Source organism: Microbacterium halophytorum (assembly GCF_002970975.1).
Taxonomy (GTDB): Bacteria; Actinomycetota; Actinomycetes; order Actinomycetales; family Microbacteriaceae; genus Microbacterium; species Microbacterium halophytorum.
The window spans coordinates 100,293-117,104 of the sequence record NZ_PNFA01000013.1; the positions used below are offsets into that span (position 1 = coordinate 100,293).

At 70.8% G+C, this 16,812-nt stretch carries 15 protein-coding genes; 13 read left to right on the forward strand and 2 right to left on the reverse strand.

Going from position 1 to position 16,812, the window contains the following annotated elements; all coding sequences use genetic code 11:
• Positions 1 to 22: 22 nt before the first annotated feature.
• Positions 23 to 1,363 (reverse strand): LysM peptidoglycan-binding domain-containing protein, encoded by a 1,341-nt coding sequence (locus tag C0010_RS12495; RefSeq protein ID WP_105567418.1) that lies wholly within the window; start codon positions 1,361 to 1,363, stop codon positions 23 to 25.
• A gap of 163 nt (positions 1,364 to 1,526) precedes the next feature.
• On the opposite strand from C0010_RS12495, the gene C0010_RS12500 reads away from it, so the two are divergent.
• Positions 1,527 to 1,871 carry an Rv2175c family DNA-binding protein gene (locus tag C0010_RS12500; protein WP_105567468.1) on the forward strand — a complete coding sequence of 115 codons (345 nt, stop codon included), beginning with the start codon at positions 1,527 to 1,529 and terminating at the stop codon, positions 1,869 to 1,871.
• A 13-nt stretch (positions 1,872 to 1,884) separates the two neighbouring features.
• Here C0010_RS12500 and C0010_RS12505 read toward each other — a convergent pair whose 3' ends face one another.
• Positions 1,885 to 2,979, reverse strand: a complete 1,095-nt coding sequence (locus C0010_RS12505; protein ID WP_105567419.1) for a polyprenyl synthetase family protein — start codon at positions 2,977 to 2,979, stop codon at positions 1,885 to 1,887.
• 65 nt (positions 2,980 to 3,044) lie between these two features.
• Between C0010_RS12505 and C0010_RS12510 the strand changes: the two genes are divergently transcribed.
• The 12 genes from C0010_RS12510 (at position 3,045) to C0010_RS12565 (ending at position 16,803) form a co-directional block, all read left to right on the forward strand.
• Entirely contained in the window at positions 3,045 to 3,434 is a 390-nt protein-coding gene (locus tag C0010_RS12510) for a DUF3040 domain-containing protein (protein WP_105567420.1), read from the forward strand.
• Between the two features lie 410 nt (positions 3,435 to 3,844).
• Positions 3,845 to 4,276 carry a division/cell wall cluster transcriptional repressor MraZ gene (mraZ, locus tag C0010_RS12515; RefSeq protein ID WP_105567421.1) on the forward strand — a complete coding sequence of 144 codons (432 nt, stop codon included), beginning with the start codon at positions 3,845 to 3,847 and terminating at the stop codon, positions 4,274 to 4,276.
• A 104-nt stretch (positions 4,277 to 4,380) separates the two neighbouring features.
• The gene (gene rsmH / locus C0010_RS12520; protein WP_105567422.1) at positions 4,381 to 5,334 is read left to right on the forward strand and encodes a 16S rRNA (cytosine(1402)-N(4))-methyltransferase RsmH; all 954 of its coding nucleotides are present in this window, start codon (positions 4,381 to 4,383) and stop codon (positions 5,332 to 5,334) included.
• Positions 5,331 to 5,957, forward strand: coding sequence for a cell division protein FtsL (locus tag C0010_RS12525; RefSeq protein ID WP_105567423.1), 627 nt, complete (start codon positions 5,331 to 5,333; stop codon positions 5,955 to 5,957). Before rsmH ends, C0010_RS12525 begins: the two co-directional genes overlap by 4 nt.
• Positions 5,958 to 5,966: 9 nt before the next feature.
• Complete coding sequence (locus C0010_RS12530; protein ID WP_105567424.1) at positions 5,967 to 7,751, forward strand: peptidoglycan D,D-transpeptidase FtsI family protein; 1,785 nt, start codon at positions 5,967 to 5,969, stop codon at positions 7,749 to 7,751.
• A 25-nt stretch (positions 7,752 to 7,776) separates the two neighbouring features.
• Entirely contained in the window at positions 7,777 to 9,189 is a 1,413-nt protein-coding gene (locus C0010_RS12535; protein ID WP_105567425.1) for a UDP-N-acetylmuramoyl-tripeptide--D-alanyl-D-alanine ligase, read from the forward strand.
• Positions 9,186 to 10,295, forward strand: coding sequence for a phospho-N-acetylmuramoyl-pentapeptide-transferase (mraY, locus tag C0010_RS12540; RefSeq protein ID WP_105567426.1), 1,110 nt, complete (start codon positions 9,186 to 9,188; stop codon positions 10,293 to 10,295). Before C0010_RS12535 ends, mraY begins: the two co-directional genes overlap by 4 nt.
• On the forward strand, positions 10,292 to 11,794 hold the full coding sequence (gene murD / locus C0010_RS12545) for a UDP-N-acetylmuramoyl-L-alanine--D-glutamate ligase (protein ID WP_105567427.1): 1,503 nt from the start codon (positions 10,292 to 10,294) through the stop codon (positions 11,792 to 11,794). Before mraY ends, murD begins: the two co-directional genes overlap by 4 nt.
• Positions 11,795 to 11,811: 17 nt before the next feature.
• On the forward strand, positions 11,812 to 13,029 hold the full coding sequence (ftsW, locus tag C0010_RS12550; RefSeq protein ID WP_105567428.1) for a putative lipid II flippase FtsW: 1,218 nt from the start codon (positions 11,812 to 11,814) through the stop codon (positions 13,027 to 13,029).
• Between the two features lie 65 nt (positions 13,030 to 13,094).
• Positions 13,095 to 14,168: a UDP-N-acetylglucosamine--N-acetylmuramyl-(pentapeptide) pyrophosphoryl-undecaprenol N-acetylglucosamine transferase gene (locus C0010_RS12555; protein ID WP_105567429.1), complete on the forward strand. Its 1,074-nt coding sequence runs from the start codon at positions 13,095 to 13,097 to the stop codon at positions 14,166 to 14,168.
• Between the two features lie 205 nt (positions 14,169 to 14,373).
• Positions 14,374 to 15,777, forward strand: a complete 1,404-nt coding sequence (gene murC, locus C0010_RS12560) for a UDP-N-acetylmuramate--L-alanine ligase (RefSeq protein WP_105567430.1) — start codon at positions 14,374 to 14,376, stop codon at positions 15,775 to 15,777.
• A gap of 132 nt (positions 15,778 to 15,909) precedes the next feature.
• A complete protein-coding gene (locus C0010_RS12565; protein ID WP_232531947.1) occupies positions 15,910 to 16,803 on the forward strand; it encodes a cell division protein FtsQ/DivIB in 894 nt (297 codons plus the stop codon).
• The last annotated feature ends 9 nt before the right edge of the window (positions 16,804 to 16,812 follow it).

The following is a 16,812-nucleotide window of genomic DNA, read 5'->3' on the forward strand; positions in this document are numbered from 1 at the left end:
TGCGGCGCCGAGGTTCCTCGGGTCAGGCGAGTTCGGCGAGCCAGCGGTAGGCCTGTGTCTCCCACTGCGCATAGCGATCGGGGTGCGCCGAGACCTGCACGCGCTGCGACGGGGTGCCGAACGGCTGGTCCTCCCAGCCGGCCAGGTCGTACAGGCCGCGCGACGAGGAGCCGTTCGGGTCGTTCGCGCCGCCGAAGAACGCCAGCGTCGAGCGCTCGCGGTCCATGATCTGGGCCTTCGTGCCCCACCCGGTCGACGCGCGCTGCTGGAACAGGCCGAGCGAGTCGCGGTCGCCGTATTCGACGTTGCGCAGCGACGACTCGACCATCGCGGTCGCGAGCGCCTCGGCGATCGCTCGGTCGCTCGCCCCGATGCTGCGGCCGACGCGGATGATGAGCGCGCCGTTCTCGGCCTGGGCGCCGCTGAGCGCGGCGAAGCGCTGTGGGTTGTCGACGGTCTCGGGCTCCGGCGCATCGAGCTCGAGCTCCTGACCGGGGTAGATGATCGCGCCCGGTTCGAGGTCGTTGGCCTCGAGGATCTCGGCGACGGTCCTGCCGTACTGATGCGCGATCGACCACAGGGTGTCGCCTGGTTCGACCGTATGCGTGGTCGCGTTCGCGTCGGCGTCGTCGGACGACGAGTCGCCGGTCGTGCTCGTCCGGTCGGAGTCGCGCCGAGCGTCGAGCACGTTCTTGGCATTGCCGTCGTCGGACGGCTGGGTGTGCGCCGTCGTCAGCCGGATCACCTGGCCGGGATACACGATCGTCGACCGGTCGAAGCCGTTGGCCTCGAAGAGCTGGCCGAGCGAGAGGCCGTGCGCGTTCGCGATCGACCAGAGCGTGTCTCCCGACGACACGGTGTAGGTCATCGCCGTCGCGAGCGAAGTCGTGCGCGTCGGCGTCGAGGCTGCCCGCTCGGCGGGAGCTGTGCCCGTGAGCTTCACCTTCTGACCGGGGAAGATCATCGTCGACGCCTTGAAGCCGTTGGCCTCGACGAGGGCGCTCAACGACGTCCGGTGCTGCTGAGCGATCGACCAGAGGGTGTCACCCGGCTCCACAGTGTGGGTCTTCGACGACGAACGCGTCGTCGCGGAGGCCGTCGTCACGGGAGCGCCGTTGCCCCCAGACAGCTTCAGGACCGTGCCCGGTGCGAGCGAGCGAGCGGCGGCCGGCGAGATGTCGTTCCATCGCAGGACGTCGCGCGTCTGGAGACCGTGGTTGATCGCGATCCCCGTGACGGTCTCGCCCGGGCGCACCTCGTGCGTCTCGGCGGCCGACGCGGCATCGGCGACCCCGAGGCTCAGAGCGAGCGATCCGACGACGGCAACGGGTGCGGTAGTGAGTGCGGTACGCGTGAACGACATGGAAACCCCCAACTTGTTCCGCGTTCACGCTGTCAAAGAAGTAAAGAGAAGTCAATAGTTGATAACGATTGTGGGCAATGGGGCGGATGTGACGAATGTGATGCACGTGGCGAACGGTGCAGCGCCGTTCGCCCGCACAGCGGCGGGGTGCGACAATGGCGCAGTGACTGAGAACAGTGCGACCTACCCGACGGAATGGCTGCCGCTGCCGGATGTGGCCGAGCGGCTCGACGTGAGCGTCGGCCAGGTGCGCAAGCTGATCGAGGACGACGTCCTGGTCGCTTCCCGTCGCGATGGTGTCCAGAAGGTGCCGTCGGTCTTCCTGCAGGGGGCGGAGCCGCTGTCGTCGCTGCGCGGTACCGTCACGGTGCTGCACGACGTCGGCCTCAGCACCGACGAGGCGATCGACTGGCTGCTGAACTACGAGGACGCACTCGGCAACGCGCCGATCGAGTCCCTGCTCGCCGGGCGGAAGGCCGAGGTCCGCCGCGTCGCGGCGATCCTCTGAACGACGCCGGCCGTCAGGCCGAGCGGCGGATGGCGGCTTCCGCGAGCCCGCGCATCGCGGTCCCGGCGTGCGGGTCGATCGGTGCCTCGTCGAGCGCACGCTCGGCGTCATCGGCGAAGGCGGAGATGCGCCGTTCGACCTCCGTGAGCGCTCCGGTGGCCCTGATCGCCTCGGCCAGGCCGGCCGCCTCGTCCGGATCGAGGTCGGGGTCGCCGAACCGCGCGTCGAATTCGCGCAGCGCGTCGCCGGTCAGCTGTGCACGGGTGAGTGCGACCAGGAGCGTCCGCTTGCCCTCGCGCAGGTCGTCGCCCGCGGGTTTGCCCGTCTCCGCCTCGTCGCCGAACACGCCGAGCACATCGTCGCGCAGTTGGAACGCCAGCCCGACGGGCAGGCCGAAGGAGCGCAGTGCGTCGAGCTGATCGGCGTCGCCGCCGGCGAGCGCCGCCCCGATCACGAGCGGCTGCTGAACGCTGTAGCGGGCCGACTTGTACGACGCGATGCGCAGGGCCCTCGCATCGGCGTCGCCGGAGGGCGCCGTCGACCACGCCGATTCCTCCGCGATGTCGAGGAACTGCCCGAGCGTGACGTCGCGGCGCATGGCGCCGTACTCCTCGCGCGCTGCGGCGACGGCGGCGGAGCCGAGCCCGGGGGAGCGGAGCGCCTCCTCGAGCAGATCGTCGCTCCACGCGACGAGCAGGTCGCCGAGCAGGAGCGCCCCCGAGCGCCCGAAAGATTCCGCGCGGCCCGTCCAGCCGGCCGCGCGGTGCGCGGCCTCGAGCGCGCGGTGCGCGGAAGGGCGGCCTCGACGCGTGTCGGCGTTGTCGATGATGTCGTCGTGCACGAGGGCGGCGGCCTGGAACGCCTCGAGCGCGGCGGCCGCCCCGGCGATGGCCGAATCCGCGCCGACCGCCGACCCGCCCGTGATGGCACCCCACCCGGCTCCGCAGAACCGCGCGCGGAGGCGCTTGCCCCCCGACAGCGTGGCCGCCGCGTGATCGACGAACAGCGCGGCCTCCGGCCCGAGTCCGGAGACTTCCCGGCTCTTCGCCGCCGCGAAGCTTTCCAGTCGCTGGGAGATGACCGCGACGAAGGCGGGAGTAAGGGTCACGCCCCTAGCCTAGTGATCGCCGCGAGCGGTAGACTGATTCGACCAACTCACCGGGAGGGAACCCGATGCCACTCTCCGAACAGGAACAGCGTCTGCTCGACGAGATGGAGCGCCATCTCATGCAGCACGACGCCGACGTCGTGCACGCGTCGGGCGGTCGGTCGATCAGCTACCGCAACCTGGTGATCGGCGTCGTCGTCGCGATCCTCGGCCTCGCCGCGATCATCGCCGGCGTCACCCTCTGGCAGACCCTGCCGATCGCCGGTGTGATCATCGGCGTCGTCGGCTTCGCCGCCATGCTCGGCGGCGTGATCATCGCATCGACGCCGATGAAGAACGCGCCGACTCCGGGCGAGAAGCGCGCCGAGACGCCCGGCAAGGTCGGGAAGTCGTCGCACGGCTCGTTCATGGACCGCATGGGCGAGAGGTGGGACCGCCGCCAGGGGGGCGAATAGCACCCCGCAGAGATTCAGTGAGAGCGCCGACCGCGAGGTCGGCGCTTTTTCTGTGCGCGCAGCGCGGGAGGCGCCCCCTGCGGGTGTGACGCGCCCGTCGTCTGCGATGCACCCGGAAGCGCCGGCCGCCGAGGTCGGCGCTTCCGGCGCACTCCTGCGCCTCCACGGCGCTCCACCCGTGCACGCGATGGGGGGTCTGACGGCCGCGTCGTGAGGCCTCGGCGCGAGATTCCCTCCACTCGCGCTCCACCGCGCTCCACCCGCGGAAATCCGCGTGAATCCGGGGGCGTTTCCGCACACGCGCACGCGACGCGCGGGGGAATATTGTGCGCGCCTCTAGACAGTGGGGGGAAGTGGAGTAAAGTGGGGGCCACCTCAGATTGGCCGGATGACGAGGGGGGTGAAGGCCGATGCTGTTGGGTACTCATACCCCCAAGCTCGACGACAAAGGCCGCGTCATCCTGCCCGCCAAGTTCCGGGAGGAGCTCGCCGGCGGAATCGTCGTCACGCGCGGCCAGGAGAGGTGCCTCTACGTCTTCTCGACGAGCGAGTTCGAACAGGTGCACGAGCGGATCCGGCAAGCTCCGCTGAGCAACAAGCAGGCGCGGGACTTCCTGCGCATGTTCCTGTCGGGCGCGAGCGCCGAGACGCCGGACGGGCAGAACCGCATCACGATCCCGCAGCACCTCCGCGCATACGCGGGCCTGGAGAAGGAGCTGGTCGTCACGGGCGTCGGCGCACACGCCGAGATCTGGGACCAGAACTCGTGGAACGACTACCTCACGGCGAACGAGGACGACTACTCGCAGATGGAGCAGGAGGTGATCCCGGGTCTCTTCTGAGGCCCGCCCCTGGTTCCGACTCCCAGCCGACGCCCTGACATCACTTCCCCGGTGGCAGGTCGAGCGGATGGGGATCAGAGCCAGGGGAGGGCATCCGGAACACGATGAGCATTCGAGACATCCACACCCCGGTACTCCTCGAGCGATGCCTCGAGCTGCTCGGGCCCGCGCTCGGGCGCGAGGGCGCCGTGTACGTCGACGGCACGCTCGGCATGGGGGGCCACGCCGAAGCGGTCCTGACACGCTTCGGCGGCGCGCGGCTGATCGGCATGGACCGCGACCCCCAGGCGCTGCGCATCGCCGCGGAGCGGCTCGCGGCGTTCGAGGGTCGCACCACCTTCGTCCACACGGTGTACGACGGCATCGCGCATGCGCTCGACATCGCGGGAGCCGCGTCGGCCGACGCGATCCTGTTCGACCTCGGCGTCTCGTCCCTGCAGCTCGACGAGGCCGACCGCGGCTTCGCCTATGCGCAGGACGCCCCGCTCGACATGCGCATGGACCCGACGACGGGCCGCACGGCCGCCGATATCGTCGCGACGTACTCGGAGGGCGAGCTGCGGCGCATCTTCGAGCGCTACGGCGAGGAGAAGCTCTCCGGCCGCTACGCGCGCGCGATCCTCGCGGCCCGAGCCGAGGCGCCGATCGAGCGCTCGGGCCAGCTGGTCGATGTGCTGCAGGACGCGACGCCGGCCGCGGTGAAGGGCGCCGGCCATCCGGCCAAGCGCGTCTTCCAAGCCCTGCGCATCGAGGTCAACGGCGAGCTCGCCGCCCTCGAGGCCGCCATCCCCGCGGCGCTCGACGCACTCAGCGTCGGCGGCCGCATCGTCGTGCTGAGCTACCAGTCGCTCGAGGACCGCTTCGTGAAGCGTCTGTTCGCCGAGGCGACCGCCTCGACGAGCCCGCCAGGGCTGCCGGTCGAGCTCCCTGAGCACGCACCCCGGTTCCGCGGCCTCGTGCGCGGTGCCGAACAGGCCAGCACCGAGGAAGCCGAGTCGAACCCGAGGGCGAAGCCCGTTCGGCTGCGCGCCATCGAGAAGGTGAGGGAGAACTCATGAGCCTCGCCGACCTCGACCTCATCACGTCGGCGGCCCCGCGGCGGCCGGCGGAAGCACCGGAGACGCCGCGCCGCCGGCGGCTGCGCGCAGTGGAATCGCCCGCTCCGCGGCGGCGTCCGCGCACGGTGTACGCGATCGTCGCCCTGCTGTGCCTCGGCGCCGCTGTCGCTGTGCAGATCGTCTTCTCGATGCTGGCGACCCAGGACAGCTATCGCGCGGCCGAGCTCATGCAGGAGCGGCGCGACCTGACGCTGCAGCACCAGGAGCTCGAAGACGCGATCGCCGGGCTGAGCTCGCCGCAGTACCTGGCGGCGAACGCCGCCGAGCTGGGCATGGTCGTCGGCGGTACGCCGATGTACCTGCGCCTGAGCGACGGCGAGGTCTCCGGGAGCGGCAGCGCCTCCGACGGGAACTCGTCCGTCGGGATGGGCAAGGCGCAGGTGGGCAACGCGCTGGTCGCCGACACGCCGCTGGCCGCGGACCCGAGCCGCACGCTGACGGGGAGCATCGAGAAGGACGACGCGCCGGGCTCCGGCGAGAAGAAGACCGAGAAGGAGGGCGGAGCGGGCGAGACCGCGCCGCCGTCGATCGACGAGGGGCTCCCGAGCCCCCTGACGCACTGATGGGATGACATGGGTGCCACGAAGAAGACAGCGGCCAGCGCACCGCGGCGACGCACCGTCGTCGCCCTCGCCGTCGTCGCGGTGATCGTCGTGGCGTTCGTCGTGCGTCTGGTCGACATCCAGGTCGTGCGCGCGAACGACCACCTCGCCGATGCCTCGGAGAAGGGCTTGCACGGCAGTCGCACGCTCTTCGGGGTGCGCGGATCGATCGTCGACTCGGACGGCGACGTTCTGGCGACCAGCACCGAGCTCTACGACGCCAACATCGATCCGTACCTCGCGACGAACATGACCGATCGCGTCGACGGCGAGGAGGTCGACGTACCGTTCTCGGAGTTCGCCCCCGACGTCGCGCGCGTGCTCGACATGGACACCGAGGACGTCGAGAAGATCGTGGAAGACGCGGTCGCCGAGGATCCGGATGACCGCTGGGCCCGGCTCGCGCAGGACATCACGACGACGCAGTACGTCGACCTCGTCGACCTCGGCCTGCCGTTCCTGAGCTTCGAGGCGAAGTCTTCGCGCTCTTACCCGAACGGCCAGGTGGCGGGGAACCTGATCGGCTACATGTCGAGCGACGGCGAGGCTCTCGCCGGCTACGAGCGGATGTCGGACTCGTGCCTGGCCGCGTCGAACGGTGAGGAGAGCTACCAGCAGAGCCCGGGCGGCATCCGGATCCCCGGCACGGAGACGTCGACGCCTGCCGTCGACGGCGGCACGCTGCAGCTCACGATCGACAGTGACCTGCAGTGGTACCTGCAGGAGCTGATCGCGGAGGAAGCGGCGGACAAGAAGGCGAACTGGGGTTCCATCACGGTCGTGGACGCGAAGACGGGCGCCATCAGGGCGGCCGCGGAGTCGCCGTCGGTCGACCCCAACGACCCCGTCGCGACGGCGCCGGAGGACCGGGGGTCGCGGCTGTTCCGCACGACCTTCGAGCCGGGTTCGACGTTCAAGGCGGTGACGGCGGCCATGCTGATCGACCAGGGCAAGGCCGACCCGCTGTCGACGGAGTGGGTGCCGAACCGCGAGGTGTTCCCGAACGGCGCCGTCGTGAACGACGCGACCGACCACGCCGCGGCGAACTACACGCTCGCCGGGGTGCTGGACGAGTCGCTCAACGTCGGCATCTCGAAGTTCAGCGACCGGCTGTCGATGCAGACGCGCCATGACTACCTCGAGAAGTTCGGCGTCGGAACGCCTACGGCGATCGGTTTCGCCGGCGAGGAAGCGGGTGTGCTGCACCCCGCCGACACCTGGGACGCGCAGACGCGGTACACGACGGCGTTCGGCCAGGCGTTCACGGTGACGGCGCCGCAGGTCGCCAACGTGTACCAGGCGTTCGCGAACGGCGGTGTGAAGATGCCGCTGCACATCGTGGAGTCGTGCACGACCGCAGATGGCGAGGTCGTCGAGCCCGAGCTGCCGGAGCCCGAGCGCATCGTCAAGGAATCGACGGCCGACACGATGCTCAACCTCATCGAGAACGTGGCGCTGGCGGGCGACAACACGATCGACGTACCGGGGTACCGGGTCGGCGTCAAGACCGGAACGGCGCAGAAATCCGACGGCGAGGGCGGCTACAAGCCGGGCGTGTACGCGACGAGCATCGTCGGCGTGGCGCCGATCGACGACCCCGAGTACGTCGTGATCGCCACGCTGGACGAGCCGAAGACGATAAGGTCGTCTGCGGCCACCGTACCCGCGCTGACCGACGCGCTGACCCAGGTGATGAAGAACTATCGGGTCGAACCGTCGAGCGGAAACCCGACGATCTACCCGAAGACCCGATGACGATGCGTGGCCCCAGGAGGAACGCTTGATCGCGCTATCGCTTGCGGAGCTCGCCGAAACCATCGGCGGCTCCCTGCGCACCCATGGTGCCGACACGCAGGAGACGATCGTCTCCGGCGCCGTCGACACCGATTCCCGCAATATCACGGCAGGCGGGATCTTCGTCGCGAAGCCCGGCGAGGCCACGGACGGGCATCTGTTCGTCGGCCCCGCCGTCGCGAACGGTGCGGCCCTGGCCGTCGTCGAGCGCGAGGTCGACGAGCCGGTCAGCCAGATCGTCGTCCAGGATGCCGTGGCCTCCCTGGCGGACCTGGCGCGCGAGGTCGTCGCGCGCGTCCGCGCGGCGGGCGAGCTCCAGGTCGTGGGCGTCACGGGCTCCAACGGGAAGACGACCACGAAGAACATGCTCGCGGCGGTGCTCCGCGAGGAGGGCGAGACGGTCTGGCCGGTCGCCAGCTTCAACAACGCCGTCGGCGCACCGCTGACGATGCTGCGCGTGACGGAGCGCACCCGGTTCCTGATCTGCGAGTTCGGCGCGGATGCCCCGGGCCAGATCGCCTCGCTCGCGGGACTCGTCACGCCCGACATCGGCATCGTGCTGATGGTCGGCCTCTCGCACGCCGGCGGTTTCGGCGGCGTCGAGCACACAGCGCGGGCCAAGCGCGAGCTGGTCGAGGCGATCATTCCGGGCGGCACCGCCGTCCTGAACGCCGACGACGCGCGCGTCGCGGCGATGGCGTCGGCCGCCGCGGAGCGCGGGGTCGAGGTGCGCTGGTTCGGCGAGTCGGACACGGCGGACGTGCGGGCCGAGGACGTGCGCGTGAGCGCATCGGGGACCGAGGCGCGCATCGTCGTCGACGGCGAGCCGTTCGACATCCGGCTCCAGGTGCTCGGCGCGCACCACGTCAAGAACGCCCAGGCGGCGCTGACGGCCGCCGTCGCGCTCGGCGTCGACCCCGCCGCGGCGATCGATCGGCTCGGCCGCGTGGAGCTCGCCGAGCGGTGGCGCATGCAGGTGATGGGCAACGACCGCGTCCGCATCATCAACGACGCGTACAACGCGAGCCCCGAGGCGATGCAGGCCGCCCTGCGTACGCTCGCCCAGGTCACGGGCGAAGACGGCCGGATGGTCGCCGTGCTCGGCTCGATGAGCGAGCTGGGCGAGCGCGACGTCGCCGAGCACCAGAAGATCGGGCTCCTCGCGGTGCGGCTGCGCATCCCGCGCATCGTCGTGGTCGGGCGCGAGGCGCGCCCGCTGTACCTCTCGGCGATCGCCGAGGGTTCGTGGGACGAGGAGGCCGTGTTCTTCGAGACGGCCGACGAGGCGTACGACTACCTCGCGGGCGAACTGCGCGACGGCGACACGGTGCTCGTGAAGTCGTCGAACGCCGCGGGCCTGCGGCTTCTCGGCGACCGTCTGGGAGGATTGTTCTCGTGAGAGCTCTTCTGACCGCGGCCGCCATCTCCTTCGCGTTCGCGATTTTCCTCACCCCGGTGTTCCTGCAGCTGTTCCGGAAATGGGGCTGGGGGCAGGTCATCCGCACGCCGGAGGACTCGCACAACCCGAGCCATGCCGCCAAGCGCGGGACCCCGACGATGGGCGGCACGATCTTCATCGTCGGCACCATCTTCGGCTACCTGATCGGCTGCTACAGCGCGAACATCCCGCCGACGCTGTCCGGCTGGCTCGTGATCTGGCTGATGGTCGGCTTCGGTGTCGTCGGCTTCATCGACGACTTCCTCAAGGTGCGCACGCAGCACTTCGGCGGCCTGAAGAGCTGGCAGAAGATCATCGGCCAGGTGCTCGTGATCGTGCCGTTCGCGATCGTCGCACTGAACTTCCCCGACGAATCCGGGCAGACGCCCGGATCCGGCGCGATCTCGCTCATCCGAGACATCCCGGCGCTGTCGTTCTTCTTCTTCACGCCGGTGATCGCCTGGCTGCTCTACCTGATCTGGCTCTCTCTGCTGGGCGTGGGCTTCTCGAACAGCGCCAACCTCACCGACGGCCTCGACGGCCTCGCGGCGGGGGTCGGAATCTTCGTGATCGGTGCGTACAGCCTCATCGCGTACTGGCAGTTCAACCAGGCGTGCTCGGGGCCGGCCCTGTCCGACGCCTCCGTCGCCGCGTGCTACATGGTGCGCGACCCGCTCGACCTCTCGATCATCGCCGCGGCGTTCGTCGGCGGCCTGGTCGGCTACCTGTGGTGGAACGCGCCCAAGGCGCAGGTCTTCATGGGCGACGTGGGGTCGATGTCGATCGGCGGCGTCGTGATGGCCATGGCCGTTCTGACGCACACCGAGATCCTCGGCATCCTGATCGCCGGCGGCTACGTGATCTCGTCGGGCTCGGTCCTCCTGCAGCGCATCTACTTCAAAGCGACGCGCGGCAAGAGGCTGTTCCTGATGAGCCCGCTGCACCACCACCTCGAGCTGCGCGGCTGGCAGGAGACCCAGATCGTCGTGCGCCTCTGGATCGTCGCCGGAATCCTCGCGGTCACGGGCGTCGGCCTCGTCTACGTCGAATGGCTGGCGGTCCGATGAGCGCACCGCTCGACGAACTGACGAGCTGGCGCGCCGACTGGAAGGGGCTGCGCGTCGCGGTGCTCGGCCTCGCCGCCACCGGCTTCTCCGTCGCGGACACCCTCACGGAGCTCGGCGCGGACGTCCTCGTCCTCGCCGAGTCGGCGAGCGAGGAGTACGAGCGCCTCATCCCCGTCATCGGCGCGTCGGTGCACATCGGCACGCTCGACGAAGCGCCGGATGAGTTGGTCGCCTTCGCTCCCGAGGTGGTCGTCGCCTCGCCCGGCTTTCCCCCGCATCACCCCGTCATCCGGTGGACGCGCGAGCGCGGCATCGCGCTCTGGGGCGACGTCGAGCTGGCGTGGCGCGTGCGCGACAAGGTCGTGCGCGACGACGGTTCGCCGGCCGATTGGGTGTTCGTCACGGGCACCAACGGCAAGACGACGACGACGCGGCTCGCCGCGACGATGCTCGTCGCCGGCGGGCTGCGCGCCGCGCCGTGCGGCAACATCGGCGTGCCGGTGCTCGACGCCGTGCGCGACCCCGCGGGCTTCGATGCGCTCGTCGTCGAGCTCTCGAGCCACCAGCTCTGGTACCTCGGCCTGAACGACGGGCCCGGCTCGCCCGTGCCGCACTCGACCGTCTGCCTCAACCTCGCCGACGACCACCTGCAGTGGCACGGCTCGGCCGAGGCGTACCGCGACGCGAAGGCCGTCGTGTACCGGCACACGACGCACGCGTGCGTCTACAACAAGGCAGACGCCGCGACCCTGCGGATGGTCGAGGAAGCGGACGTCGTCGAGGGCGCCAGGGCGATCGGCTTCGACCTCGGCACGCCGGGCCCGAGCGACCTGGGCGTCGTCGACGGGATCCTCGCCGACCGCGCCTTCCTCGACGACCGCCGCACCTCGGCGCTCGAGCTCGCGACCGTTGCCGAGCTCGCCGAGCACGGCCTCGGCGCGCCGCACATCGTGCAGAACGCGCTCGCCGCCGCCGCCCTCGCGCGCTCCCTCGGCGTCGCGCCCGGCGACATCCGGGTCGGACTGCAGGGCTTCGAGCTCGACCCGCACCGCATCCAGGTCGTGGGGCGCGCGGGCGGCGTGACGTGGGTCGACGACTCGAAGGCGACCAACCCGCACGCGGCCGCATCGTCGCTCGCGGCGTACCCGGGGGCGATCTGGGTCGTCGGCGGCCTGCTGAAGGGCGTCGACGTCTCCGAGCTGATCGCGCAGCGCGGGCCGGGCGCGCGTGCGGCCATCGTCATCGGCGCCGAGCGCGGCGAAGTGCTCGAGGCGTTCGCGCGACACGCGCCCGAGGTGCCGGTGTACGAGGTCGAGCACGGCGAAAATGTTGACGTGATGGCCCGCGTGGTCGAGCTGGCGGCCTCGGCGGCGCGCGACGGCGACGTGGTCCTTCTCGCACCCGCTGCGGCATCGTTCGATCAGTTCCGCAGCTACGAGGACCGCGGCGAGAAGTTCGCGGCGGCCGTCAGGGCCCACACGGACAGCGCACGGGAGTGACGAGCAGAGGGGGAGCGATGAGCCAGACCACGACGCGCCCCCCGGGTCACGACCCGCAGGATCCGCGCCCCGGCTTCCTCGCCCGGGTGTCGCTGGGAGCGCGCTTCTCGGCGGTTCCGCTCGAGTTCCTGCTGCTCGCCTCGAGCGCCCTCATCCTGACGGCGTTCGGCGGCGTCATGGTGCTCTCGGCCACGAGCGTGGAGTCGATCAGCGCGGGCGGATCGCCGTACGACGGCGCGATCAAGCACGGCATGTTCATCCTCGTCGGCGTGCCGCTGATGTTCCTGCTCAGCCGATTCCCCGCGGCGTTCTTCCGCCGCGTGGCGTGGCTCGCGCTCGGGCTCGGCCTCGCTCTGCAGATGCTCGTGTTCACACCGCTCGGCTACGAGACCGGCGGAAACCGCAACTGGATCAGCGTCGGCGGCTTCACGATGCAGCCGTCGGAGTTCCTGAAGCTCGCCTTCGTCGTGTGGCTCGGCTGCATCCTGTACCGCAAGCGCTCGCTGCTGACGAACTGGGGCCACGTCTTCATCCCGATCGTGCCGGTCTCGATCCTCGTGATCGGCTCAGTGCTCGCGGGCAAGGACCTCGGCACCGGCATGATCCTGTTCCTGATCGCCCTCGCGGCGCTGTTCTTCGCGGGCGTGCCCATGCGGCTGTTCATCATCCCCGTGCTGCTGTCGATCGCCGCGGTCGTCGGGCTCGCGATCCTGAGCCCGAACCGCATGGGCCGCATCATGAGCTTCCTCGACGAGAACTGCGACTACTACGTCGAGTGCTACCAGCCGACGCACGGCATCTGGGCGCTCGCTGAGGGCGGCGTGTTCGGCGTCGGCCTGGGCAATTCGAAGCAGAAGTACGGCTGGCTGCCCGCGGCGGCCGACGACTACATCTTCGCGATCCTGGGCGAGGAGCTCGGTCTGATCGGATGCGCCGTGGTGCTCGTGGTGATCGCGCTGTACGCCTTCGCGGCGTTCCGGATCGTGCGCCGCACGAACGACACGTTCGTGCGGGTCGTCGCGGGAACGATGACGATCTGGATCGTGGGGCAGTCGCTCATCAACATCGGCGTCGTGATCGGCGTCTTCCCCGTCCTCGGCGTGCCGCTGCCGTTCGTGTCGTCCGGCGGCACGTCCCTCCTCGCCGTGCTCCTCGGAACGGGCGTGCTCCTGTCGCTGGCCAGGACCCTGCCGCCCATCGAGAGCGGTATCGGCGCCGTTCCGCAGAAGCGCTGACACCGCGAGCCGCTGCCGCCGCCGCGTGTACGGGGCCTCCAGCTCGACCTGGGATGATGGATCGGGTGACCACTTACCTCCTCGCGGGCGGCGGAACCGCCGGCCACGTCAACCCCCTCCTCGCCGTCGCCGACGCCCTGCGCGAGCGCGCCCCCGGTGACGAGGTCCTCGTACTGGGAACGGCGGAAGGGCTTGAGTCGCGCCTCGTGCCGGAGCGCGGCTATGAGCTGCTGATCGTCGAGAAGGTGCCGTTCCCCCGTCGGCCCAACGGCGCGGCGCTGCGGTTCCCCGTGCGGTTCTCGCGCGCCGTGAAGCGCGTGCGCCGATACGTACGCGAGCGGGGCGTCGACGTGGTCCTGGGCGTCGGGGGCTATGCCGCCACGCCCGCGTATGTCGCGGCGAAGCGCGAGAAGATCCCGTTTGTCGTGCACGAGGCCAATGCGAAGCCCGGCCTGGCGAACATCCTCGGCGCGCGCTCAGCGTTCGCGGTCGGCACGACATTCCCCGGCACGCCGCTGAAGCGCGGCGAGGTCGTCGGCATGCCGCTGCGGCCGGAGATCGCGGAGCTCGACAGGGCCGCGCTTCGTGCGGAGGCGGCCGAGGCCTTCGGCCTGGATGCATCGGCGCCCGTGCTGCTCGCGTTCGGCGGCTCGCTCGGGGCGCGGCGCATCAACGACGCGCTGTGGCAGGCCCGAGGCGACGTGACCGGCGCCGGCTGGCAGCTCCTGCACGTCGTCGGCGATCGCTCCGATCTCGTGGACCCGGGCGAGCCGGGGTACGCCCTGCGGTCGTACATCGACCGGATGGACCTCGCGTTCGCGCTGGCGGACGTCGTGCTGTGCCGCTCGGGCGCATCGACGGTCGCCGAGGTCAGCGCGCTCGGCATCCCCGCGGTCTACGTTCCGTACGCCGTTGGCAACGGGGAGCAGCGGCTCAACGCTCAGAGCTCGATCGACGCCGGCGCGGCGATCGTCATCGACGACGCCGACCTCACGCCGGAGACCGTGCGCCGCACGGTCGTGCCGCTCCTGGGCGACGCCGGGCAGATCGCGGCGATGGCGACAGCAGCCGAGGGCGCCGGAACACGCGAGGGCACCCGCAACGTCATCCGCATGCTGGACGCCGCCGCGGTGCGATGAGGTGCCTCCGGCGGCGTTCTCCTCAGTCGCCGACCTGAGGGTCGACGCCTTCGTCGGCCGTGCCGGACGCACGTTCTCGCGCGGCGAGCGACGGTGCGATGGGGCATGCCCGGCGGCGCTCTCTTCGGTCGCCGACCGGGCAGTGGGCTTCTCCCAGCGCGCCGTCGGCCTCGTCGCAGGTCGCCGTACTTAGACTCGAAGCGCCATGATTACACCCGATCTCAGCGTTCCCATCCCCGAGCAGATCCGCTCCGTCCACTTCATCGGAATCGGCGGCTCGGGCATCTCGGGCCTCGCGCGCATGTTCCTCGCGGCGGGCATCCCCGTCTCCGGTTCCGACCGCGCGGAGGGCGGGAACACGCGCGCCCTCGCGGAGCTCGGCGCGACGGTGCACATCGGCCACGACGCCGCGAATCTGGGCGACGTCGACGCCGTGGTGTACACGAGCGCGATCTGGCCCGAGAACCCCGAGTTCCTGGCGGCGGCGGAGCGCGGCATCCCACGGCTGCACCGCTCGCAGGCGCTGCACTACCTGATCGCCGGTCGTCGGCTCGTCGCGGTCGCGGGCGCGCACGGCAAGACGACTTCGACGGGGATGATCGTGACCGCGCTCGCCGAGCTCGGCGCCGACCCCAGCTACGTCAACGGCGGCGTGATCCAGCAGTTCGGCACGTCGAGCCGCACAGGCAGCGACGAGCTCTTCGTGATCGAGGCCGACGAGTCGGACAAGTCGTTCCTGCTCTACGACACGTCCGTCGCACTCATCACGAACGTCGACGCCGACCACCTCGAGAACTACGGCAGCCACGAGGCCTTCGACGACGCATTCGTGGCGTTCGCCGACCGCGCGCGCGAGGCCGTCGTGATCTCCGCCGACGACGAGGGCGCCCGCCGGGTCGGTGCCCGGCTGTCCCACGATCGGGTCGTGACGTTCGGCGAATCCGCGTCCGCCGACATCCGGATCGTCGATATCGCCTCGACGGGGCCCGTGAGCTTCGCGCTGGAGCACGCGGGCGAGCGCGCCGAGGTCGCCCTGCGTGTGCCGGGGCGCCACAACGCCGTGAACGCCGCGGGCGCCGTCGCAGTGCTGATGCAGCTGGGGCAGCCGATGGCGGCCGCGGCGCGCGCCGTCGAGGCGTTCGGCGGCACGGTGCGCCGCTTCGAGCTGCACGGCGTCGAGCGCGGCGTGAGCGTGTACGACGACTACGCGCATCACCCGACGGAGGTCGAAGCCTGCCTGCAGGCGGCGCGCTCGGTCGTCGGCGAGGGCCGCATCATCGCGATCCAGCAGCCGCACACCTACTCGCGCACCCAGCTGATGCACGCCGAGTTCGCCGAGGTGCTCGAGCGCCTCGCCGACCACACCGTCATGCTCGACGTCTACGGCGCGCGCGAGGATCCGGTCGAGGGCGTCACGGGCGAGCTCGTCAGCCGCGACTTCGCCGACCAGGGCAATGTGCACTACGTGCCGGACTGGCAGGAAGCGGCCGACTACACCGCGACGGTCGCCCGCGAGGGCGACTTCGTGATCACGCTCGGCTGCGGGAACGTCAACCTGATCATCCCGCAGGTGATCGAGGCGCTGCGCGCACCCGTCGGAGCCGAATAGGTGAAGCGCCCAGGCCCGCTCCCGCCCGCGCGAGCGCCCCAGCCGAAGGCCGAGGCGCCGCGGCCCCCGCGCATCATGGAGCGGGACGCGCGCGAGGACGATGCGAGCCCCGACGAGTTCGTAGGCGGGGGAGTGAGCGGTTTCCGGCGGTTCGCGGATCGGGCCGCCCATCCGGGCACGGACGAGACGCCGCACCGAGGCGACGCGGCCGAAGGACGAGACGATCGCGCAGATCTCGGCTGGCCGGACGAGCCCGATCGGGAGGTCGGTTGGTTCGACGTCGCCCGCGCCTCTTGGGCCCGCCGCAGGGCGCTGCGCGCCGAGGCGCGGCGCTTCACGGCGCGCACCCGTCGCCGTCGCGCCTACTGGCTCGGATCGCTCGGAGCCGTCGCCCTCCTGATCGTCGGCACGCTCGCGGCGGCGTACAGCCCGCTCTTCGCGGTGCGCGAGATCACGGTCGCCGGTGCCGACCGCGTCGACGAGGCGGCCGTCGCCGCCGCGCTCGAGGACCAGATCGGCACCCCGATGCCGCTCGTCGACCACTCCGCCGTCCAAGCGGCGATGCTCGATTTCCCCCTCGTTGAGACGTATCGCATCGAATCCCGCCCGCCGCACGAACTGGTCGTGCGGCTCGTCGAGCGCACCCCCGTCGGCGTCGTCGCGTCCGCCGCGGGGTACACCGTCGTCGATGCCGCCGGAGTCGCGCTCTCGACGACGGAGGAGCTGCCGGAGGGACAGCCGCTGATCGACGTGACCGGCGGCACGTCGTCCGACGCGTTCGCCGCCGCGGGGCAGGTGCTGCGCTCCCTGCCCGCTGGTCTGCGCGGCGATGTCGCCGAGGTCACCGCGACCACGCCGAACGACGTCGCCATGACGCTCGCCGAGTCCGGGGCGGAGGTCGTGTGGGGCGACGCAGAGGACTCCGCGCTCAAGGCGCTCGTGCTGGAGCGGGTGATGGCCGATCGGCCGACGAGCGACGCGTCGGTGTACGACGTGTCCTCGCCGAACGCCGCGGTCGTCCGCTGATCCCCCGTC